The following is a 20,479-nucleotide window of genomic DNA, read 5'->3' on the forward strand; positions in this document are numbered from 1 at the left end:
GAGTGCAAGGTAGAAGGAACTTCAGTGTAATCAGTTACGTACGCGATCTGAAAAGAATGCCTGCGAGACGGACGATTTAAGAGTATTGTGGAGAGTACCGCCTCTAACCATGAAGACATTCGAATGAACGACACACCCAAACCCTTGTCGGCATCGACCATTCATTCGGTTTATTCAGGCACGAAGATTACTTCTGCGGTCGAGCAAGCCAAAGATTTCAAATCGACGAACCGTTTTATGCGCGATGCCTCGCATTCGGGGCAGGCGCCTGAGAAACCCAAGGTCGAGAAAAAGCCGTCCCGCCGGTAATGATGGGAGGCTCCTTCCCAACGCCGAAGTCAGGTTCGGCTAGCAAGATCAACTCAACGCGCAAATTTGAAAATTGCGTCGTTTGATCTTGCTGGCACGCATGCGACTTACAGGCCTCTCGCGAATTCGGCGACAGCGTCCGCAATGTCCCTCGGCGCTTCGAGCGGCGAGAGATGGCCGACTCCAGGCAACGTCTGCATCGTTGCCCCCTTGATGCGCGCAAGTACGTCAGACTTCAGCGTCCCAACCGGATCGATCTTGTCCAGCTCGCCGGCAATGATCAACACCGGCACAGCGATATGCGCCACCGCCGCCGTGATGTCTTCCATGATGGTGCTCATCGCCCAGGCGATCTTTGCAGCCGGCGCTCCGCGCAGGCTGTCCTCGACGATTTGCTCGAGGTCGCGCGCGGATAGCGTCCTGCCGGTCAGGACCTGCTCGCACGACGCCAAGATGGATTCGCGTGAATCGTAGGCATGCGAGATGAAGCTGCGTTGCTCTTCGGGAATGGCGGCCGGTGCCGGCGACGCTGGGGTGACGAGATGCCATCAACTGGGTCACCTTGCCGCCCATCGAATGGCCCACGAGTACACAGCGCTGACCAGGCGTCCCGCTCGATGAGTCGCCTAACGAAGGCAATCATAGTGACTTGTAAAAATAGGTAGTGCCTTCAAGCTCGCCGTTGGCGCTGAGGGCATAGCCTGGAATTCGACCGGCTTCGACGAAATCTCGCCGGATATAAAGCGTTGAAGCCACATCGTCCGAACGCGTGTCCAGGACGAGTAGCTTGCGACCGTTGTCTCGGGCAAGTTGCTCGACGTATTCCATCAGCGCGCGTCCAATACCGGAGCGACGGTAGGACGTATGCACTAAAAGCTTCTCGACTTCGGCGCGGTGCAAGCCGTTTTTCTTTCCACATAGTGCTAGCTGCACGGCACCGGTGAGCACACCGTTGGCGAAGGCCACCACCAACAGCCTATTGCCAGAACGGATGTCGACCATGATCCCATTCCAGTACTCGATGGACTCGTCATGGCTGAGTGGGGGTACGAAGCCGACGGACGCACCGCTATGTACACTATCGATGAGCAGGTCAGCCAACGCTTGGCGGTGCGGCTCAATGGAATCGAGAAGACTCAGTATCATGCTGTTTCTTCCGGGAAAAGGGCGGGAAAATAGGTCGGCATGGGTCGCTGCCGCTTTTCCATTATGTCTGCTTTCGACTGCGACTTCAGCCGGCGGGCGCGACACTTCTGCGCTCGTTGAGCGCCTAAATATTTACGGACAAGTTCCGGCTAAGATGCCGTGCTCAAACGATCGCGTTGTTGGTGTCGAGGTGTCAGCCAGGCAAGCGCGATTGCAATGATGAAAAGTGCCGGTATGTCGCCGACAAGATGACCCATGTGCCCCGGCGTGGCGAATGATTGCACGGCCATAATCAGGCCATGAACGATACTGGACCAAACCGTAAACCAGATCAGGCTCAGGTGATGCAGCGGATCGTTGGCCGCGCGGAGGAGAAACACTCCTAGCGTGGCGTAAATGCCGACGATCATCATCGGGTAATCGGAGTAGCCGCTATGCCATGTCCATCCCGACGGCCATACAAGCATCAAGGGATAGACGCAGAAGAAAAGGATGCCCACGATCCGCAATACGATCTTCAGAAAGCTGATGTGCTGTGCCATATTCATGGCTGACACTCCGATTATGTGAGTGTTCCCCCAATCGCATTCCGGAACAGCGTGCAACTCGCCATAAGATCCGGTTTCGATTATTAGCGGCTCGAATTCTGCGCCTCCATTCGAGCTTGGCGCAAGAAATTCCGGTGATTCGTCCGTTCCGGATATCGAAAACTTCACATTACCTGTGGCGCGAAATAACCGTAATTTCTAGTCAAGGGCCCGTTTCGATCGAAGCAGGCCATGCTTCTACCCATTAGGTGTCCACTCGAAATCACAAACAAAAAAACGGCCCGCGGCGCGGGCCGCCCAAGTCAAAGGCTGCTTATCACTTACCCGCCGACGTATACGTCAAATCGGCGCTGTAGCTATCGACATGCTGCGATACGTTCTGGAGTGCATCATTAATGGATTTACGGATCGCCTGGCCACTCTCCTTTCCGTAAACATTCTCGACCATCTTCCACACATCGGGGTCGGGATCCTTGCCGAGATCCGCCCAGCTTTTTGCAGGGGCGACCAGGATAAAGTCGGGTGCGCCGTCACCGCCTTCGCGAACTCTGCCAATCATGTAGTTAACAGGCCAATTGGACTTCGCGGCAGCAGCAGCGATCTTTTTCGTCGCTGCCGTGAACGCTTCTGCTGGTTCATGCCCAGGCTTAAGCGTGAAAAGCGTCACTTCGATCAGGGGTGATGCCGGCATCATGCCGCTGGGCATGTGGCTTAAATCCGGCATCATTTCGATAAATGTGCTTGTCTCGCTTTTCAAATGCGGATTGATCGCCGCCCTGAGCGCTTGATCACATGCCTTGCCCGCGGCATCCATCGCGTCGAAGCTTTCCCAGGGAAGCGGTTCGGAGGTATACGAATAAGTGTAGGTATCTCCGGTCTCGTGCAGCCATGCCGTCCACGTGTACTTGAAGCCGTGTTGATGCAGGCATTGATTGAAGTTTTTGACACCGGCTTCATACGCCTGCTGATCTGCGGGTGCCACGATATCGGTGTAGTCACGTACGATGGTTGAAGTATTGGTATCCGCCGCCTGAACTCCGGTGGCACATAACAGCGCGAACGACAACACGAGCCAGGGTGTGGTGCTGTTCATAAGAACCTCCCAAAGGGCTGCTGCCCAGCATGGTTGAGTTGAGGCCCCTGATCACTTCGGGCGGGCGAAGTCCTCTCAGTATGCGCGCAATCCGCGTTGGCAAGAGTGGCGCTCGCAAGTTTTTGATTTAAAGAGCAATTCGTGGGGAGTCACGCACCCAGAAATGCCCGGCGCCATCGCCGGCAGCATGGGATTCCTTATGGATGGGGTGCTTGAATCTTGCTGGCCGGACTATCAGCCATGGCTTGCTGGAAACGTTCGTTTAGGCCCGGCAACGGATACTCGCAAGTGGACGAAAATTGGAAAACGACAGGCGCGGTCGCGCTATATGGCGATCGACGCGACCGCCATTTAATCGCCGAACATCAGCCCTGCATGCATCAGGCGCGGAAGCGTTGGCTTTCGCGATTCATCGATATCGATAACGCGGCATTACCCGGCTGATTGCGAAAGGAGCGGCACCACGAGCGCATCGCCAAAGAACATGCACGCCATGGCAAAAAGAAACTTCTCGCGCTCAGAACCTGCCACGAGACTTTTCTGTTTACGAAGATGCGAAAGCATTGCTGAGTAGTGATGCTCGCGGGTATCGGGCATCTTAAGCAGGTGATCCTGCAGCAGCCAGCTTCCACTGCGAATGGGGTAGGAGTTGCCGGCTAAGCCTCTTCCGGAGGCGGCTGTAGCGTCGCCGCCAGTTCCTCAAGCGCGGTGATCTCCTCGTTCAGGGCGTCGTGCAACTCGCTTTGGCGTGTCATCAACGTCTCAATGGAATCGCCTCGCTTGAGTTTCTTCAGCTCGCCGTCGAACAGCAGCCACTGCGCCGTCAGGGATTCGACGTTATTCTTGGCGTAGTGACGCATCTCTTTGAGTTGCGCAAGGACATCATTGACGTGTTCGAGCGGAGTCTTCGCATCCTCGGACATGGCGGCACCTCCAGTCTCATCCGCTTTCAAGGATAGTCGCGCGAGGCTGGCTGATGCCGAAACGGCGTGTCCGTGCGACCCAAAGCCGGCCTTTCAAAGGTGTATCGTCCACAGCGGAAACGATGCAAGCCATCAGTGGCATAAATGATTGCTAATAATAGGCTGTTAAGTTGACGATCGAGTGAAAAGCGGCCTGCTCAAATGTGGAGAAGCGCCTCGTGAGTTCATTACGGACCGAATCTCTCTTTAAGCCTCTGCAGCTTAAATCGCTGAGCCTGAAAAATCGCATCGTCATGGCGCCCATGACGCGCAACTTTTCGCCCGAAGGCGTGCCGGACGAGAACGTTGCCAGCTACTACCGTCGTCGGGCCGAGGCCGAGGTTGGCCTCATTCTTTCCGAAGGTACGGTCATCGATCGCCCGGCATCGCGCAACCGCCCCGCCATTCCGTTCTTTCATGGCGACGATTCGTTGGCGGGATGGAAGAGGGTGATTGATGGCGTCCACGCGGCGGGTGGCAAGATGGGGCCGCAGATTTGGCACGTCGGCGCTATCTCCAGTGGCGCTACGGAATGGGCTCCGGATGCGCCGTTCGAAAGCCCTTCGGCCGTTTACTCGCCGGGCAAACCACACGGCGTGGCGATGACGGACGAAGATATTGCCGACGCCATCGCTGCATATGGGCGAGCGGCGGGGGCCGCCAAGCGATTGGGTTTTGACACGGTGGAGATCCACGGTGCACACGGCTATCTGATCGATCAGTTCTTCTGGGCCGGGACCAACGTGCGCAATGATCGTTTCGGCGGCGCAACACTCAAGCAGCGCGTCACCTTTGCGGCCGAAGTCATCAAGAGCGTCCGCGCCGCAGTAGGCGAAGACTTTCCCGTCATCCTGCGCATCAGCCAATGGAAACTGCAGGATTACAACGCACGCCTTGCCGAGACGCCGGACGCCATGCGCGATTGGTTGGGGCCACTTGTCGAAGCCGGAGCAGATGCGCTGCACTGTTCACAGCGACGCTTCTGGGATGCGGAATTTCCCGATCTGGACGGCAAAGACGGCCTCAACTTTGCGGGATGGGCCAAGAAACTCACCGGCGCCGTGACGATCAGCGTCGGCTCGGTAGGCCTTTCCGGCGACTTCCTCAATGCTTTCAAGGGTGAACGTTCCCGGCCGGCAAGTCTCGATAATCTTATCCAGCGCCTGGAACGAAACGAATTTGATCTGATTGCGGTCGGGCGAGCCCTTCTCAACGATGCGCGGTGGGCGATAAAAATCCGCGACGGCGACCATGCTGATCTCAAGGATTTTACTTCCGCGGCGTTCCGTGACCTGCGTTGATAATCGGGAGGAGCGCCCATCAATGGGAGCAAGCAACCAAGGATGAAATAAAGAATGTCTGCTTTCGACTCAAGACGCACGCGTCGCGAAACACGCCATAGGACGGGAAATCAGTCGTCAGAGGAGGTATGAAATACGCAACCGGAGGCACGCTAATATTGGCTCGACACTCCTCCCGTGCTTGCGTATAGGGATCGGGCGGAGTGAGCCCATTAAAAATCTAATGTGTAAGACCGTTCTTTTCGGTCTGTATAAGAACGGACCCACGGGGCGCCTGAATCGCCGTTAGGCGACGCGCTGGCCCGCACACTCGGGAGAACTCATGTTTGACCACATCGTATTCGGTGTCAGCGATTATGCAGCGAGCAAAACGTTCTTCCTCAAGGCACTCGAACCGCTCGGCATAGTGATCGTCCAGGAGCGGCAGGGCGGTATCGAGCTTAGTTCAGACGGAAAGGTTTCACTGTGCCTGTTACAAACCGAGGAGAAACCGGCGCATCTTCACCTGGCGTTCGTGGCGGAGAGTCGCCAGCAAGTCGACGCTTTCCATCGCGCGGCGCTGGATGCGGGTGGCAAGGACAATGGTGGGCCTGGTCTGCGCCCGAACTACCACGCGAACTACTATGCAGCTTTCGTGATTGGTCCGGACGGGCACAACATCGAGGTGGTTTGCCACAAGCCCGAGGCCTGACCCTTCCATCGAGAGGCGTTCACAGGCGGACTTCGTCCCTCATGTCAAACGTTATTGATGTCACCAGGCGCTGGGAAGAACAAACTGGCGACGCGTTTGAGGTTCGACGGTCTTTACCTGAAAGTTGAGCGAGAATGTAAAAAGAGCTGTCTGCTTTCGACCCGAGGCATAAACCAGTGAAGACGTTGCCAATGGGAATTCTCAACTTTGAAGCGGTACGGGAACTTGGCCTCTCTCTTTCGGGCGTAGTTGATAGCACTGTGTATGGATCACCTGCGCTGAAGCTTGGGACCAGGCTGCTTGCTTGTGTTCCAACCAACAAAACCGCAGAAGTAAACAGCGTCGTCGTGTATATCGATTTTGAACGCCGCGCTCAGCTGCTGGAGCAGAGTCCCGAAATCTATTACATCACCGATCATTACGAGCCTCACCCAACCGTGCTTGTGCGGTTATCCAAGATCAAGCCTGCCGAACTCAGTCGACTCTTGCGTGATGCTTATACTTTTGTGTCATCGGCGACGATTTCGCGAACCAGAAGCTCGAAGAAGCAGGCTAAGCCTGCGGTTCGCAAGGCAGTCGTGACAAAGAGTGCCCGGAAACGATGATTGTCCGCCCCCAAACAGACCGCCCACTGGGTTCTCAGTACCCTTGCTTATTGCTACGGATAAACACCCCGTACACTGCAGGAACCGGCTTCCTCCTTTGCCGGCGCTGCAGAAAAGCTGACGTGTAACCATTCGCGTTCGCGAGCGAACCGGGGGTATGATCAGCCCCCTTCAACCCGTAGTGCGGCCTGTTCCATGAGGCACCTGTCGATCCCGAAGCTAGGCCCTGCCCGTTGGCGCTTGCGCGATATCCGTCGCGCGCGCCTGACGCGTTGGCTGCTGCTCGGGGGGCTGCTGTTCATGCTCGGGTTGCAGTCGGCGCTGGCCACATATGTCTGCACCATGCCGGACGATGCGCTGGGTCCGACGATGGCCATGGGTGCATCGGCGGCCGACCGGGCCATGGCCTCGACCTGCCCGCAGATGAAACATACGGCTGCAGACCGGGCGCTGTGTGCGAAGCACTGTGCGTCTGATGCATCCGCTCCCACTGCGATTCATCCATTGTCGGTTCCACCCAGTGCTCTCGTAGCTTTACCTCCCTTGCTGCCAACTGCCGTCGCGCTGTTATCGCCGATGACGTTCGGCCAGAGGCAACGTGATCGTCTCCGAGCACCGCCACCACCGGCAAGCCTGCTGTTCTGCTCCCTGTTGATCTAGCGAGCCGCGCTTTTCGTTGAAGCGCCGTCGTGCCCGCCTGGGCGCGATACCCGTTGGCTCCTGGGAGTACCCTTCATGTTGATTTCTCTGTTCACCCGGCGCGCGGTGGCGTCGGGATTGGCTGTCGTCCTGGGCGGGACGTCGGTCTCCACTGCCTATGCGGCAGATCCACCGTTGACCCTGGAAACGGCCGTTCAAGAGGGCATGGCCCAAGCGCCCGCACTCATGGCGCACCACGAACATGTTGCGTCGATGCACGAAGAAGCGGCTCGCGCCGGTCGTTTGCCGGATCCCACATTGGATTTTGGTACCCAGTTTTTGCCCATCGACGGGCCGGGGGCTTTCAGCGTTCGCTCTGACCCCATGACGATGCGCGTGATCGGCTTTACGCAGGCGCTTCCTTCCCGTGCCGCACGTTCTGCCGATCGCGAAGCGGCCGAGGCCGAGATCAAAGCGGCCGATGCGGAAGGCACCGACATCATCCAGTCGATCCAGGAGCGTATCGCCGATGCCTGGATCGACCTGTGGGCAGCGCAGCAAAAGCGCGCACTACTTTCCGAGCTGCGGACTGAAAATGCTTTGGCGGTGCAAATTGCGCAAGCGCGATTGAAAGGTGGTGGCGGCAGCGCTACCGATGCGCTCGCGGCTCGTGCCGAGGCGGCAGCGCTTGACAATCGTCTGGAAGCTGCCGATGCGGACATCGCCGTAGCTCAAGCGGGTTTGCAGCGATGGCTGGGCTACACCGCTACGGATCTGGGCGATGCACCCGACTTCGGACATTTGCCGGTCACACCCGACCACCTGGACCAAGCCATCGACCAGCAAGCCCCCATGCAAGTCTGGGAGGCCCGCGAGCAAGTCGCACAGGCCGCACTGGATCGGGCGCGCGCGAGCAAACATCCTGACTGGAGTGTGAGTTTCCTTTACGGCCAACGCGCGGGCCCTCTCTCGGACATGGTGATGTTGCAATTTGGCGTGACCTTGCCGCTGTTCACACGCAATCGGCAGGATCGGGCCATCAGTGCGAAAGAAGAGCAATGGGAAGCAGCTCAAGACAACCATGAAGACGCGCGTCGCGAACAACGTGCGCTCGTAGCGCGTACCGTCGCAAGCTGGCAGGGATGGGCCGGCCAGATCCAGCGCTATCAGGACACGCTGCTTCCGCTTGATCGTGATCGCACGAAAACCGCACTGGCTGCCTATCGGGGTGGCGCTGCATTGCAACCCTGGCTGGATGCCCGTCGCGACGAAATCGAGTTGCGCATGACCTACGTCGATGCACTTACGGCACGCGCACGGTTGTGGGCATCGCTGGCCTATCTGTTACCTACGTCGGAGGCCATGCCATGAAGCGCGCGCTGATTACTTTTGCTGCCGTCTCCATCGCGGTGCTCTTGCTTGTTATCGGCTACCTCGGCGGTCGGCACACGTCATCGTCCTCCATGCCATCGGTTGCCGCGACACCTGCAACGCAGGGCAAAAAAGTCCTGTATTGGTACGACACCATGGTGCCGGAGCAGCATTTCGAGCATCCGGGGTTGTCACCCATGGGCATGCAAATGGTGCCCAAGTACGCTGATGAAGGCGCTGATCCGAACATTGTCCGGATTGATCCTGCTACCGTTCAAAACCTTGGATTACGAACCGCTCCCGTGGAGCATCGGGTCTTGGCTTCGGCAAGCCAGGTTCCCGGTACCGTGACCTGGGACCTGCGGCAAGCCACGACGGTGAGTGCTCGCGTCGACGGCGTCATCAATCAACTCTACGTGCGCGCTCCGTACACCGCCATTACGGAAGGTGAGCCGTTGGCAACCATACTGGCGCCGGAGTGGGATACCGCGCTCGCTGAATACAGCGCACTTCAACAGGCACAATCCACCGACGCCAAGGCACTGCGAGCCGCCGCACGACAACGCCTGGATGTCATGGGCCTGAGCGACGCCGATATCCGCAGCGCTCACCGCGGTTCGAACGGCGGCATAACACTGCATGCACCCGCGAGCGGTGTGGTGACCATGCTGGATGTTCGGGAAGGGCAACGCGTCACTGCCGGTCAGACCCTGATGACCGTCAATGGCCTGTCCACCGTATGGGTCGAAGCCGCACTTCCCCAGGCCGTTGCCGGGACCGTGCGTCATGGCACACCTGTAACCGTTACGGTGGACGCACTGCCAGGCCGTGAATTCCACGGCACCGTGGAAACCTTGCTGCCCGACATCGACGCCATGACACGCACGCAGCGTGCGCGCATCGTGCTTGGTAATGAGGACGGGGCCTTGAGTCCGGGCATGTTTGCCTCGGTACGCATCGCACCGGCAAACGGCGAGGCTGTGCCGGTGGTCCCAAGCGAGGCGCTCATTACATCGGGTGCTGAAGCGCGCGTGATCGTCGTCGAAGGAAACGGGCATTTCCGCCCCGTCGCCGTACGCACCGGCCGTTCTTCGGAGGGATACACGGAGATTCTCGCCGGCCTGCAAGGCAACGAAAAAGTCGTGGTGTCTGGTCAATTCCTGATCGATTCGGAAGCAAGCTTGTCGGGTGCGCTCGATCGACTTGATATCCCCCCGCCTCAACCTGCCTCGGCAGCGAGCACGCCGATGTCAGGGATGCACATGGGAGATCAGCCATGATTGCCGCGCTGATTCGTGCCGCCATCGCGCACCGCGTCTTCGTCCTTTTGGCAGCCTTCGTCCTGGCCGTCATCGGCGTGTATGCCACCACTCACACGCCGATTGATGCGTTGCCCGATCTCTCCGATACGCAGGTGATCATCCGTACGACCTGGCCGGGCCAATCGCCACAAGTCGTGGAGGATCAAGTCACCTATCCCCTGACCACCACCATGCTCTCCGTACCTGGTGCCAAAGTGGTGCGTGGCTATTCGTTCTTCGGAGATTCCTACGTCTATGTGCTGTTTGACGACAACACGGATCTCTATTGGGCACGGTCACGTGTCCTGGAGTACCTGAGCCAGGTCCGCAGCAGTCTCCCCAATGGTGTCAATCCTGCTTTGGGGCCCGATGCAACGGGCTTGGGTTGGATCTACGAGTACGCCCTGGTTGATCGCACCGGACGACACGACCTCGGGCAGTTACGCGCGATCCAGGACTGGTTCCTTCGCTACCAGTTGAAAACTGTCCCTGACGTTGCAGAAGTGGCGAGTATCGGAGGCATGGAGCGCGCCTGGCAGATCATGCCTGATCCTCAAGCACTGGCTGCTCGTGGCATCACCGTCACCCAGCTGATTGACGCGATCCGTGCGGCCAACGGCGCGAATGGCGGTTCGGTGATTGAGCAAGGCGAAGCCGAAGTAATGGTGCGCAGCGAAGGCTATTTGAAAACACGCGCTGATTTCGAAAATGTCCCTATCGTTACCAACAACGCCGGTATACCGGTGCTTTTGCGTGATGTTGCAACCGTACGGCGCGGCCCCACGTTTCGCCGTGGCATTGCGGAACTGGACGGTCAGGGTGAGGTGGCCGGCGGGGTGATCGTGCTGCGCTCCGGCAAGAACGCACGGGCCGCTATTGCCGCCGTCAAGACCAAGCTGGCTGAACTCCAGCGAAGTCTGCCGGCTGGTGTAGAGATTGTGCCGACTTACGATCGGTCGCAGCTGATCGATGCGGCAGTAGAGAACGTCTGGGGCAAATTGCTCGAGGAGTTTCTGGTCGTCGCGCTGGTGTGCGCTTTGTTTCTGGGGCACCTGCGATCGGCTTTCGTTGCGGTCATCACGCTGCCACTAGGAGTGCTCGCCGCTTTCATCGTGATGAACTGGCAGGGCGTATCGGCCAACCTGATGTCGCTCGGCGGCATTGCGATTGCCATTGGCGCGATGGTGGATGCGGCCATCGTGATGATCGAGAACGCGCACAAGCACCTGGAACATTGGCGTGACGCGCATGACGGCGAGGAGCCGCAAGGGGCGGCACGCTGGGCGCTCATAGCGGAGTCGGCGGCCGAAGTGGGGCCTGCGCTCTTCATCAGTCTTTTGATCATCGCACTGTCGTTCGTGCCGGTATTTGCGCTGCAAGGACAGGAAGGCAAGCTGTTCAAGCCGCTCGCGTTCACCAAGACCTACGCGATGGCTGCCGCGGCCGGACTGGCCATCACCTTGGTACCGGTATTGATGGGCTATCTCGTGCGCGGGCGTATTCGTCATGAAAACGACAACCCGCTCAACCGTGGCCTGATGACACTGTATAGGCCGATTCTGGACGTGGTGCTTCGCTATCCAAAGGTCACGCTCGCGCTAGCCGGGGCGCTGCTGCTTAGCGCCACCATACCGATGAGCCAATTGGGCAGCGAATTCATGCCACCTATGGATGAAGGCACCTTGCTGTACATGCCCACGGCACTGACGGGACTGTCAGCAGACAAGGCCTCACAATTGCTGCAGCTCACCGACCGCATGATCAAGACCGTTCCGGAAGTCGATCATGTTTTCGGTAAGGCCGGGCGCGCGGAAAGCGCCACCGATCCCGCACCCCTGGAGATGTTCGAGACCACGATTACCTTCAAACCCAAGAATCAATGGCGTCCAGGGATGACCATGCCCAAGATCGAGGCCGAGCTGGACAAGGCCGTGCGCGTACCGGGCTTGACCAATCTCTTCGTGCCACCGATTCGCAACCGCATCGACATGCTATCCACCGGCATCAAGAGTCCAATCGGCATCAAGGTGCTGGGTACGAATCTGATGACGCTGCAAACTGTGGCGGACCGTATCGAGACCGTGGCCAAGGTTGTACCCGGCGTGAGCTCCGCGATTGCCGAACGCCCAACCAGCGGTCGTTACCTCGACGTGCATGTTCGGCGGGATGCCGCCGCTCGCTATGGGCTGACGCAGGACCAGGTGCAGCAGCTCATCGCCACGGTGGTCGGTGGCGATCCCATCGGGCAGACGGTCGAAGGACGAGAGCGTTATCCCATCGTCGTACGCTACCCACGCCTGGAGCGTGATTCGGTCGAAGCGCTGCGAGAGCTGCCCATTCTCGCCAACGGCACCCAGCTCACGCTGGCTCAGGTCGCCGACGTCAATCTGGATGCAGGGCCGTCCGATTTGAAAAGCGAAAATGGTCAGTTGGCGACGTATGTCTACGTCGACACGTCCGGCAGCGACCTGGGCACCGTTGTGAGTCGCCTGCAGCGCGTCGTGGCTCAACAGGTTTCACTACCTCCCGGCGTGACTATCGCCTGGTCCGGGCAGTTCGAATATCTGGAGAGCGCCATGGAACGCTTGAAGCTCGTCGTGCCGGCCGCACTCGCCATCATCTTCGCGCTGATCTATCTCGTGTTTCGCCGCGCAAGTGAGGCGGCTTTGATCATGGCAAGCGTGCCGCTCGCACTCGTCGGCGGCTTGTGGCTGATCTGGCTGCTCGGCCATGCGGTATCCGTGGCCACCATGATTGGTTTTATCGCACTCAGTGGTGTGGCGGCTGAATTTGGCGTCGTGATGCTGTTGTATCTTCGCCATGCATGGGATCGGCAGCTTGAGCAAAATCCTCATGCGGGCGTCGCCGAGCTCGACATGGCGATTCGCGAAGGCGCGGTGCAACGTGTGCGTCCCAAGGCCATGACGGTAGCCGTCATCCTGGCAGGCTTGTTTCCGATCCTGCTCGGTCACGGTGCCGGTTCAGAGGTCATGCAGCGCATTGCAGCGCCTATGATCGGAGGCATGCTGACGGCACCCATTCTGTCGATGGTCGTATTGCCGGCGGCGTTTCGGCTGCTCGCGCTGCATCGGATAAGCAGGGCAGCAGCAGTGCACGCCACACTTCAGCTCCCCAGAAGGGAAGTCTAGTTACGAAGCATCTACCGGGGGCGCGTTAACCATGGCGCTCCCGGAGTCGTGAATGTGGAATAGCTGCCAATGTCCGCGTTCAACCCAATACGAACCCAAAGTTGATTGTTTTGGCGTCCACCCTGGACAGCAACGCCGGCCAAGCTGTCTCCGCGCTGACGAAAACCGCAGTAGTGAATACTGGACGATCCCAGCATCAAGAAAGACACTACCTTGCCGATAAACGGGCGGGCGCAGAGGCAGTTGCCGGCGCCCAAACACAGAACAAAAATCAGATCGGCGAACGGGCAGCCACACTAGTGGCCATGGCCGCAGTTTTGCTTTGTTGAGCAACGAGAGCTATTTCGTAGGGGGAGAAATATGAAAGCGATAATGGCCGCCCTTGTGGTGGCAGGCTTAGGCGTTACTCAGGTGGCTCACGCGCGGCAACAGGTGGTGTATGGCGTGGGTCTGTCCTCATGCGGCCAATGGCGCACAGAACGTCAAGCAGTGACGCCGGACGGCGCATCAAGCGAACTGCAAATGATGATGTCGAGCTGGGTCACCGGGTTTGTCAGCGCCGTGCTCGATCTGGACGATGTCCACAGGTACAAACCCACGGACGCGCACGGGATGCAGGTATTTCTTGATCAGTATTGCCAAAAGAACCCAAACGAGAGTCTTCATCACGCAGCGGAAGCGTTGATGGGGATGCTTCGTCAGGATTGATGAAGTTAGGGGCTCGCGACGACAGCGACATTCACCAAGGCGAATGGGCACCCCCTCGCTGGACAGCAGGGTGCCCGTTTCCTTGATTGAAGAGGGCAACGGGAATAAGGTGCGGCACTACCTGTAGGCATTCCCGTGTTGAATGTCGCGAGGTCCGCTTTCGACCAAGGCGGACCTTAAAAACACGGAATCAGGACAGGGAAAATAACTCCGACTCTTTTCCTCCCCAATATTATGATTCGTAAACTTGTAATCGCCTCTCTGCTCGTCGCAGGAGTAGCTCTTTCCGGTTCCGTGCTGGCCCAGGAAGCTCAGTCCACCCCAGCTCCCGCCAAGGCACCAGCAGCTGCAACGAGTGCCGCCTCCAAAACCACTGCGAAAGCGGAAGCCAAAGCTGCCAGCAAGGCTGCCAAGCAAGCCGCAAAGGCCCAGGAACAAGTCACAAAACAGGCGAAAAAGGCCGCCAAACAGGCCGCCAGTGCCAACAAGCAGAAGGCAAAAGCTGAGAAAGCAGAGACTTCAGCCAATCGCAAGAAGTCACAAATGAAGCCCGCAAAGGAATCGCCAGCTGCCAAACAGGCCGCCAAGGCCGCCAGGCAAAATGAAAGAGCGGCGAAGAAACAGGCTTCAGCCGAGCGCAAGAACAAGAAGTCGCACAAGCATCCAACAACTGATAGCGCAGCAGCCCCCGCCAGCACTCCTGCCAGTGCACCGGCATCCAGTAGCTCTGCGGGCGGTGAACTGAAGGGCCACTGAGGCGGCTACGTTTTGCCGGCGCCCTCGCTCTTGCCGGGCGTGTTGGGAAATGTCCACGCATCGTCTTGTCAATCTTTCAGCCTGGATGCGCACACAGATATCGCTCAATGATCCGAAATAGCTTTTGTGTCATGAATTTGAGCAGGCGGCTCCCGTTCCTGACCCTTGTTCCTTCTTGACCCAAGACGCCCTCCAGCCGTTACTTCCGCCGCATTTACACCACGCGTCGAATCAGGCCCGATAGGGATTCGCCCACCGGTGGTGGTTCGTGCTCGGCGCAGGGATCAAGGAGATGACATGCGACGCTTATTGTTGATGTTTATGGCCTTTGTAAGTGTAGGTGCGTACGCGGCGGTTCGCACTGCGCCAGCAGGGGATGGTGGGCACGTGACGGTTCCTGCCTGGGTTAATGGCAAAGGCCCGTATCCCTTTATTTTCGATACGGGCGCTGAAATATCGGATGTCTATGCATGGTTCGCGGATCAACTTCATCTTCCGCGTGCAGGCAGTGAAAGCCTCAACGGTATGACGGGTTCAGCGCAGGTCGCTCGCTACCGTATAGAAAGTCTAACCATGGATGGGCATACGCTCCGCAACGTTCAGCTCGATGCGTTGCCCAATCGCAAGGATAAGGGTGTCCAGGCGGGCGTGCTTGGCTTGGATTTCATGGCCGGTACGCTGGCCGTATTCGATTTCGCGTGCCATCGGATGGAAGTGCATCCGCGGACCGGTGATGTGGCGGGGGTAACTGCGAAATCGGGCGCGGCGATTCATGCCGAGCACGCTGGCCAAACGGATCTCCTGCAAATTCCGGTGCAAATCAACGGCGCATTGGGTATAGCGGTGCTGGATACCGGCAACCGTGTCAGCAAAATAAATTCCACCTTCGCGCGTCTGGCGCATGTGGATACGAATGCAGCCTCGTTTCACGATGAGGCACCGATCGAGGGTGCGAACCTCAAACCCATGGTTCCGCGAGTGGGCCCGATTGGGCGGGTTGAATTTGGAAGCATTCAATTGGACGGTGTCCATGCACAGGTGGTCGACCTCCCCGTGATGGCCGACGTGGATGCCGGTAAACCCGTCATGTGGCTGGGTTCGGATCTACTTCAAACCGTGCATTTGGTGTATGACCATACCGGGCAGCAAGTGTGGTTTCGCCCCTCTGATTGTGCTGCGAATGTGCATGGGTAGGACGTACGTACACGGACTCGCTCGGAATAAATTGCGGAAAACGGACCGGACGTAGTTAAGGGCGCTCAGCCACCTCCGGTCCATTTTGGGAGGAGGACATAAAAATGATTCTTGGTGCTCATACGGTTGTCTACAGTAAGAACGCCGATGCGGATCGGGCTTTTTTTCGGGACGTCTTGGGCTTTAAATCGATTGATGCAGGCCATGGTTGGCTGATTTTTGCGTTGCCGCCAGCGGAAGTCGCCCTGCATCCATCAGATGAGAATGGTGCCCATGAGCTTTATCTCATGTGCGACGACCTGAAGACCGAAGTGGCCTCACTCGCTGAAAAGCATGTTGAATGCTCAGAGATACAGGAGGCTCGATGGGGTTCCATCGCAAAGATTAGGCTCCCTGGTGGCGGTGAGATTGGGCTCTATCAGCCGAAGCATCCTACGGCCTTGAATTTGAAATAGCGGATATATCTGCACGGGCCTTAAGTCCAGGCATTGCATGTCCCGACAATGGACCGGAGGTAGTTAAGGGCGTTTAATCACCTCCGGTCCATTTTTGCGTAAGCAGAACTGTCCGCAACCCAAGCCGGATCTTTCGAAGGTAATCCACGTAAGGACATAACGGATGTCAATGGTGCAAATCTCGTCAAGCGGCTGGGGAGATCGGCGGACTGTGCACAGTGCGGTGCCGGAGGCATCCTTGGATTTAACTGGCAACACGCACAAAGTGCAAAGGACCCAAAGTTCCGTCGTGACTTGTCTGTCTTTGAATGTCCCGAGGCCCTTAGATTTGGGGTGCTGTATCAATGTCGGGCCTGTCAGCACTACTGGTATTTATCTGGCGAGCCTGCATTTATGAATCACGTTCCTCCTGAGCGAGTTGATCTAATTCGTCAATGGAATGAAAGAAAAATCGCCCTTACTGAAGAACACCTGTCGGCAATCAACGCTATAGGAGCAACTCCGCCGGATGTCTATGGCAACGGAAGGCAATACCGGGAAACTCCATGTGCAATAACCACCATTCACGGCAGTTCCTTTGATCTGGCAATTGTTTCAATTCAAGAGCACGCCTCTTTCGAGGAGTGGCGCCATTGCTATCTAGCGAGTGACATCAAGGAAGTACGCCCAAGTCCCTTTGCGCTAAGCCATGAGATCAGGGTTGCTACATCAAGGGCCGACGAAATTCGTATGGGTTTTGCTCCAACTGTGGTCGAACTGCCAAGTGGTGAGATCGTTGCGCTCAATTGGAGGCAGAATTTCTTGGTTAAGGCCGACTGCGATGCGAGCCAGGTGATCATTTCACAGCGAAGGCTCGACTGGAGAGAGCCGCCTCCAGTACTAAACACTCCACCGGGAATTGTTTACTTCGTGGCGGATCAAGCATGAACTCCGAAACGGGGCCCTGGACGATGGAGGGTGGCGAATGAGAAACCCGTTCGCATTCTATGGATGGACTGTGATCGTACTGGTGGCCGCTGGACTCCTGATTTCGTTTTATGGCGTGCCGATGCTCCACGGTCCTGTCGCGGCGTGCCACTATGCCCGAACAAGATCGTTTGGCTGCTCCTCATCGTTTGGAACATTCATGACATTTCTATCTGCTGGGCTCGCCGTCGTCATTGGTGGACGCTGGAATCGATTTGGTCGTTAGTAACGCGCTCAGTTCAACGTAGGTGCATCGCAAAGATTTTCCCGGGACGCTAACTGATACGCTTTGCAAAGGGATCGGGGGAGAAAATGGATAGTTATCTTGATGTATTGAAAAGAGTGGCCAGGGTTCTAATCGTCGCTGGCCTGATCGATATCGCCTACATGGTGTACTGCATAGCCCATAAACAGGGCTATTCATCCGGCTTGAATATCTTCGCTGTGATCGCGGGCATATTCTTGTGGCGAGGCCATCTCGGTGCGGTTCGCATCGTCACCAGGTTCACGGCTCTAATGATTGCAGTAGCCTTTGGGTTGTTCGTGTTTCTTCTGCCGATGCTACAGCCTACTGGCTTGTGGCTAGCGGAGTTCGAGATCAATCCGATTCGAACGATCGTGGGATGTGTAACAGTCGTAGTGATGTTTGTGCTGCTCATTTGGGTTTACCGACAGCTGCGCGTCGATTCAGTCGTTCAGGCGCTTGGCAGGGCAGGGCAGCCTACGGCTCCTCCCAAATTAGCCTTCGGCCTCGGTGCAGTAATTACGATATTCCTGACTGTGGTCTTTCATTTCACGCTCGGTGGCAGCGCGGGTAGCAAGGCTATTGAGTTGGCGAAGGCCAAGTACGGGGATCAATATCAGTACGCGCCGAATGCGATTAGCTGGGCTGGCAACCATGCTTTGGCGAGGTTAACTGCTTATAACGAGCATGAGATCAAAACGGTCGTGGTTGAGTGGTCGGATTGAGCACGAGGAGTCCACCTTTGGAATTGCTGCTGGCATTCTCAGGCAGCAATAGTGTTGGTTCGCCCGCGCATTTCGCTCTCGATCTTTTTAGTTGCGCTGTTTTGCATGACGGCTTTTGAGGCACAGACCACAGACCATCATCGACACTTATCTCAGCCGACGCCCTTTCAGCCGTCATCGCACTGCTATTAAACGCATATGTGCTGCGCAGCCAATCGGATGAGATGGTCGCGCCATTCAATCCTAAGGCTACGCTCGACAAGGTCGCCTCTTTTCATGCCTAGGAATTTTCCTGCCGTTTGTCAGCGTTATTGCTGAGATCTCGGGCCGTCAGGTAAGTCGGCCTCATCAAAATCGGTGCCAGCACGCACAGCAAAAGTCATCGAATTCCTACACGTGTCCATGACGCGACTGGATAGGATATGTGGGTCATCAGCGTGGTTCGTTAATCCGGAAGCGCCGATGACCCAAGCAGCGATGCTTGAAGGCGCGGATCGTGAGAGCGGTAACTCCCACGACCCGCTAAACCAAAACCAACTTGAACGGAGTTGATAATGGCCTCCCCAAATCATACGGCACAGCCGTGCCCTTCGGTTCGCACCGGAGCTTCCCCATCCACCCCGCCAATCGACGACATGCTCCCCTCGCGGAGTTCGGATCAGGAACGGCGGTTGTTCCACTCCCCCCAGCGGGCCGGCATCAAGCTCGCCATGCAGGCGATCGAAGACGTGCTGAACTCACGCAGCACGCTCACGTCGGACCCCATCGGCGAACACCGCGGCCGCGTGCCGCTTAGCCTGATGCAATACAACGGCCTCAACGCCGCCCTCTACTTCCTGCGTCAATACGTCGACACGCTCGCCCCACCGCGGGGTGGATAAGACACGCGTGCACGTATGAGGGTGGCCATTGGTGCATTGGGTACCAACACTGCGCCTTTTTTCGGCACGTTGCGTAGGAACAACGTGCCGGTTTTTTCGGAAAAGTCTTATCGCCTTGGGTCAAGGCATGCTCAACTCCCCGTGAGCTTGATGCGCCCTACGCGACATCCTCCGCGGCACGGTCCGCCCCGTTTTGCCTCTTCCCCTTGGCAACCCTGCCACGGCCCGGGCCACGCCATGGATGCGGCGCTGCCGGCCGATTCTTTTTGGGCCCTTCCCAAATGGTGGAAAGATATTCCGTGAACGGGTCGTAGGCGATTTCGAAGAACACCATTTCCAGCGTCGGCTCCTTCTGATTAAGCGCTTCGGCAACACAGTTCATGATGCTTTCGGCGTGTGCTTTCTCATCCGGATCCGTGTCGTTGAGCTGTCGATACAGATGGTTGATTTCCACCGCGCCGCGCAAGCCGAAGGAGCGGATGGTGTTCAATTTGCTCTCAAGGTAGATCCAGGCCAGCGCCTGGCCCATGCAGTCGATGATGAAGTTGAACGACAGGCTGGAGCGCATGGTGATGCGAATGGGGTCGCAGTAGGCCATCTGCGTAATGGTGGTGATGCCTTCGTTGGCCAGTCGTTCGGCAATCTCGGCGTTGATGCCTTGTAGTTTGATGATGTCGTTGTCGGTGGTTGTGTCTTCCTTCATGCCAAAACGCTTTAGCGTGATGCGGCGGATCATGCTCAGCAAGCCGCTGAGTGGAAAGGCACCAATACCAAAGGCAATAAACGAACGCCATGCGTCGGTGACGTCTGGAATGATCTGGGACATGAAGCAACCCAAGGGCAGCGCAATCACCAGGCGCAGCACGCCCCAGTGCACGTCCGATGGGGCCAAGTCGAGTCGCCGCGCACGCGACGTTAAGTCGTTGACCACCCACATGTATGCACCGGCCTGCGCTGCAAGCCCCAGTTGCTGGATGGGTATCCAGGTAAAGGCGGCGAAGCCTTCACGAGACGCATGCGGGCCGCTTGGGAGTGCGCCGTCGACGTAGAGTGCCAAGGCGCTGCTGACGCTCAGGTAGATCACAATCAGCGCCGTTGCCATTAACAGGATCACGGGAAACGCATAAAACCGTTTTCCGTACCATTTGATATAGAACGCGTCGAGCTCCGGCAATGCATTGGTGATGTCGATGTTCTTATTGCGGGCGAACATCTCGAAGTAACGCAGGCTGGATTCGGGGCTGAGCGCATCCATGATGTCATTGCGCCGCGCGTTCCAGCCGCTCTTGAGATAGCGAAAGACCGGCAATGCCAATATCAACGTGGTGAGGACGACCAGCGTCAAGAGGATGATGAGCCTCCAGAGGGCAGCGATATTCATGGTTCATCTCCTCGCAGTGATCGATGTGGCGATGACGTATGCAAGTGACTGTGT

At 57.5% G+C, this 20,479-nt stretch carries 22 protein-coding genes; 15 read left to right on the plus strand and 7 right to left on the minus strand.

The genetic code is table 11. From position 1 onward, the window contains the following. The first annotated feature begins 123 nt into the window (after window positions 1–123). A complete protein-coding gene (locus tag ISP19_RS05600) occupies window positions 124–309 on the plus strand; it encodes a hypothetical protein (RefSeq protein WP_204680371.1) in 186 nt (61 codons plus the stop codon). 107 nt (window positions 310–416) lie between these two features. On the opposite strand, the gene ISP19_RS05605 is transcribed toward ISP19_RS05600, so the two are convergent. From ISP19_RS05605 to ISP19_RS05630, 6 genes are all read right to left on the minus strand, one after another. Next, entirely contained in the window at window positions 417–818 is a 402-nt protein-coding gene (locus tag ISP19_RS05605) for an alpha/beta fold hydrolase (RefSeq protein ID WP_338082366.1), read from the minus strand. Between the two features lie 130 nt (window positions 819–948). Continuing rightward, entirely contained in the window at window positions 949–1,455 is a 507-nt protein-coding gene (locus tag ISP19_RS05610) for a GNAT family N-acetyltransferase (protein WP_204680373.1), read from the minus strand. A gap of 149 nt (window positions 1,456–1,604) precedes the next feature. Further along, complete coding sequence (locus ISP19_RS05615) at window positions 1,605–2,003, minus strand: DUF6632 domain-containing protein (protein ID WP_204680374.1); 399 nt, start codon at window positions 2,001–2,003, stop codon at window positions 1,605–1,607. A 316-nt stretch (window positions 2,004–2,319) separates the two neighbouring features. Next, window positions 2,320–3,096, minus strand: a complete 777-nt coding sequence (locus ISP19_RS05620) for a hypothetical protein (RefSeq protein WP_204680375.1) — start codon at window positions 3,094–3,096, stop codon at window positions 2,320–2,322. A gap of 432 nt (window positions 3,097–3,528) precedes the next feature. Beyond that, window positions 3,529–3,693: a hypothetical protein gene (locus ISP19_RS05625; protein ID WP_204680376.1), complete on the minus strand. Its 165-nt coding sequence runs from the start codon at window positions 3,691–3,693 to the stop codon at window positions 3,529–3,531. A gap of 59 nt (window positions 3,694–3,752) precedes the next feature. Further along, on the minus strand, window positions 3,753–4,019 hold the full coding sequence (locus ISP19_RS05630; RefSeq protein WP_204680377.1) for a hypothetical protein: 267 nt from the start codon (window positions 4,017–4,019) through the stop codon (window positions 3,753–3,755). Window positions 4,020–4,222: 203 nt separating this feature from the next. Between ISP19_RS05630 and ISP19_RS05635 the strand changes: the two genes are divergently transcribed. The 14 genes from ISP19_RS05635 (at window position 4,223) to ISP19_RS05700 (ending at window position 19,044) form a co-directional block, all read left to right on the plus strand. Continuing rightward, the gene (locus tag ISP19_RS05635) at window positions 4,223–5,359 is read left to right on the plus strand and encodes an NADH:flavin oxidoreductase (protein ID WP_284384925.1); all 1,137 of its coding nucleotides are present in this window, start codon (window positions 4,223–4,225) and stop codon (window positions 5,357–5,359) included. A gap of 322 nt (window positions 5,360–5,681) precedes the next feature. Then, window positions 5,682–6,050: a VOC family protein gene (locus tag ISP19_RS05640; protein WP_204680378.1), complete on the plus strand. Its 369-nt coding sequence runs from the start codon at window positions 5,682–5,684 to the stop codon at window positions 6,048–6,050. Window positions 6,051–6,226: 176 nt separating this feature from the next. Then, complete coding sequence (locus ISP19_RS05645; protein WP_204680379.1) at window positions 6,227–6,655, plus strand: hypothetical protein; 429 nt, start codon at window positions 6,227–6,229, stop codon at window positions 6,653–6,655. Window positions 6,656–6,850: 195 nt separating this feature from the next. Further along, window positions 6,851–7,315 carry a hypothetical protein gene (locus ISP19_RS05650; protein WP_204680380.1) on the plus strand — a complete coding sequence of 155 codons (465 nt, stop codon included), beginning with the start codon at window positions 6,851–6,853 and terminating at the stop codon, window positions 7,313–7,315. A 75-nt stretch (window positions 7,316–7,390) separates the two neighbouring features. Then, the gene (locus ISP19_RS05655; protein WP_204680381.1) at window positions 7,391–8,665 is read left to right on the plus strand and encodes a TolC family protein; all 1,275 of its coding nucleotides are present in this window, start codon (window positions 7,391–7,393) and stop codon (window positions 8,663–8,665) included. Continuing rightward, window positions 8,662–9,945 carry an efflux RND transporter periplasmic adaptor subunit gene (locus ISP19_RS05660; RefSeq protein WP_204680382.1) on the plus strand — a complete coding sequence of 428 codons (1,284 nt, stop codon included), beginning with the start codon at window positions 8,662–8,664 and terminating at the stop codon, window positions 9,943–9,945. The genes ISP19_RS05655 and ISP19_RS05660 overlap by 4 nt, the downstream gene beginning before the upstream one ends. Then, a complete protein-coding gene (locus ISP19_RS05665) occupies window positions 9,942–13,115 on the plus strand; it encodes an efflux RND transporter permease subunit (RefSeq protein ID WP_204680383.1) in 3,174 nt (1,057 codons plus the stop codon). Before ISP19_RS05660 ends, ISP19_RS05665 begins: the two co-directional genes overlap by 4 nt. 360 nt (window positions 13,116–13,475) lie before the next feature. After that, entirely contained in the window at window positions 13,476–13,823 is a 348-nt protein-coding gene (locus tag ISP19_RS05670; RefSeq protein ID WP_204680384.1) for a hypothetical protein, read from the plus strand. Window positions 13,824–14,057: 234 nt separating this feature from the next. Continuing rightward, window positions 14,058–14,579, plus strand: coding sequence for a hypothetical protein (locus ISP19_RS05675; protein WP_204680385.1), 522 nt, complete (start codon window positions 14,058–14,060; stop codon window positions 14,577–14,579). 297 nt (window positions 14,580–14,876) lie between these two features. After that, complete coding sequence (locus ISP19_RS05680) at window positions 14,877–15,773, plus strand: retroviral-like aspartic protease family protein (RefSeq protein ID WP_204680386.1); 897 nt, start codon at window positions 14,877–14,879, stop codon at window positions 15,771–15,773. A gap of 104 nt (window positions 15,774–15,877) precedes the next feature. Then, window positions 15,878–16,228, plus strand: coding sequence for a VOC family protein (locus ISP19_RS05685; protein WP_204680387.1), 351 nt, complete (start codon window positions 15,878–15,880; stop codon window positions 16,226–16,228). 393 nt (window positions 16,229–16,621) lie between these two features. Next, entirely contained in the window at window positions 16,622–17,155 is a 534-nt protein-coding gene (locus tag ISP19_RS05690; RefSeq protein WP_204680388.1) for a hypothetical protein, read from the plus strand. Window positions 17,156–17,506: 351 nt separating this feature from the next. Next, window positions 17,507–18,163 (plus strand): hypothetical protein, encoded by a 657-nt coding sequence (locus tag ISP19_RS05695; RefSeq protein WP_204680389.1) that lies wholly within the window; start codon window positions 17,507–17,509, stop codon window positions 18,161–18,163. A 671-nt stretch (window positions 18,164–18,834) separates the two neighbouring features. Continuing rightward, window positions 18,835–19,044 (plus strand): hypothetical protein, encoded by a 210-nt coding sequence (locus ISP19_RS05700; RefSeq protein ID WP_204680390.1) that lies wholly within the window; start codon window positions 18,835–18,837, stop codon window positions 19,042–19,044. 157 nt (window positions 19,045–19,201) lie between these two features. Here ISP19_RS05700 and ISP19_RS05705 read toward each other — a convergent pair whose 3' ends face one another. After that, window positions 19,202–20,425 (minus strand): hypothetical protein, encoded by a 1,224-nt coding sequence (locus ISP19_RS05705; RefSeq protein WP_204680391.1) that lies wholly within the window; start codon window positions 20,423–20,425, stop codon window positions 19,202–19,204. Between the last annotated feature and the right edge of the window lie 54 nt (window positions 20,426–20,479).

Origin of the sequence: Dyella flava (assembly GCF_016904955.1) — a bacterium.
Classification (GTDB): Bacteria; Pseudomonadota; Gammaproteobacteria; order Xanthomonadales; family Rhodanobacteraceae; genus Dyella_B; species Dyella_B flava.

Excerpts from the sequence above, each read along its gene's own strand:
- ISP19_RS05600 (WP_204680371.1), top strand. The coding sequence starts at position 124 with ATGAACGACACACCCAAACCCTTGTCGGCATCGACCATTCATTCGGTT.
- ISP19_RS05610 (WP_204680373.1), bottom strand. The coding sequence starts at position 1,455 with ATGATACTGAGTCTTCTCGATTCCATTGAGCCGCACCGCCAAGCGTTG.
- ISP19_RS05615 (WP_204680374.1), bottom strand. The coding sequence starts at position 2,003 with ATGAATATGGCACAGCACATCAGCTTTCTGAAGATCGTATTGCGGATC.
- ISP19_RS05620 (WP_204680375.1), bottom strand. The coding sequence starts at position 3,096 with ATGAACAGCACCACACCCTGGCTCGTGTTGTCGTTCGCGCTGTTATGT.
- ISP19_RS05625 (WP_204680376.1), bottom strand. The coding sequence starts at position 3,693 with ATGCCCGATACCCGCGAGCATCACTACTCAGCAATGCTTTCGCATCTT.
- ISP19_RS05630 (WP_204680377.1), bottom strand. The coding sequence starts at position 4,019 with ATGTCCGAGGATGCGAAGACTCCGCTCGAACACGTCAATGATGTCCTT.
- ISP19_RS05640 (WP_204680378.1), top strand. The coding sequence starts at position 5,682 with ATGTTTGACCACATCGTATTCGGTGTCAGCGATTATGCAGCGAGCAAA.
- ISP19_RS05650 (WP_204680380.1), top strand. The coding sequence starts at position 6,851 with ATGAGGCACCTGTCGATCCCGAAGCTAGGCCCTGCCCGTTGGCGCTTG.
- ISP19_RS05655 (WP_204680381.1), top strand. The coding sequence starts at position 7,391 with ATGTTGATTTCTCTGTTCACCCGGCGCGCGGTGGCGTCGGGATTGGCT.
- ISP19_RS05660 (WP_204680382.1), top strand. The coding sequence starts at position 8,662 with ATGAAGCGCGCGCTGATTACTTTTGCTGCCGTCTCCATCGCGGTGCTC.
- ISP19_RS05665 (WP_204680383.1), top strand. The coding sequence starts at position 9,942 with ATGATTGCCGCGCTGATTCGTGCCGCCATCGCGCACCGCGTCTTCGTC.
- ISP19_RS05670 (WP_204680384.1), top strand. The coding sequence starts at position 13,476 with ATGAAAGCGATAATGGCCGCCCTTGTGGTGGCAGGCTTAGGCGTTACT.
- ISP19_RS05675 (WP_204680385.1), top strand. The coding sequence starts at position 14,058 with ATGATTCGTAAACTTGTAATCGCCTCTCTGCTCGTCGCAGGAGTAGCT.
- ISP19_RS05680 (WP_204680386.1), top strand. The coding sequence starts at position 14,877 with ATGCGACGCTTATTGTTGATGTTTATGGCCTTTGTAAGTGTAGGTGCG.
- ISP19_RS05685 (WP_204680387.1), top strand. The coding sequence starts at position 15,878 with ATGATTCTTGGTGCTCATACGGTTGTCTACAGTAAGAACGCCGATGCG.
- ISP19_RS05690 (WP_204680388.1), top strand. The coding sequence starts at position 16,622 with ATGAATCACGTTCCTCCTGAGCGAGTTGATCTAATTCGTCAATGGAAT.
- ISP19_RS05695 (WP_204680389.1), top strand. The coding sequence starts at position 17,507 with ATGGATAGTTATCTTGATGTATTGAAAAGAGTGGCCAGGGTTCTAATC.
- ISP19_RS05705 (WP_204680391.1), bottom strand. The coding sequence starts at position 20,425 with ATGAATATCGCTGCCCTCTGGAGGCTCATCATCCTCTTGACGCTGGTC.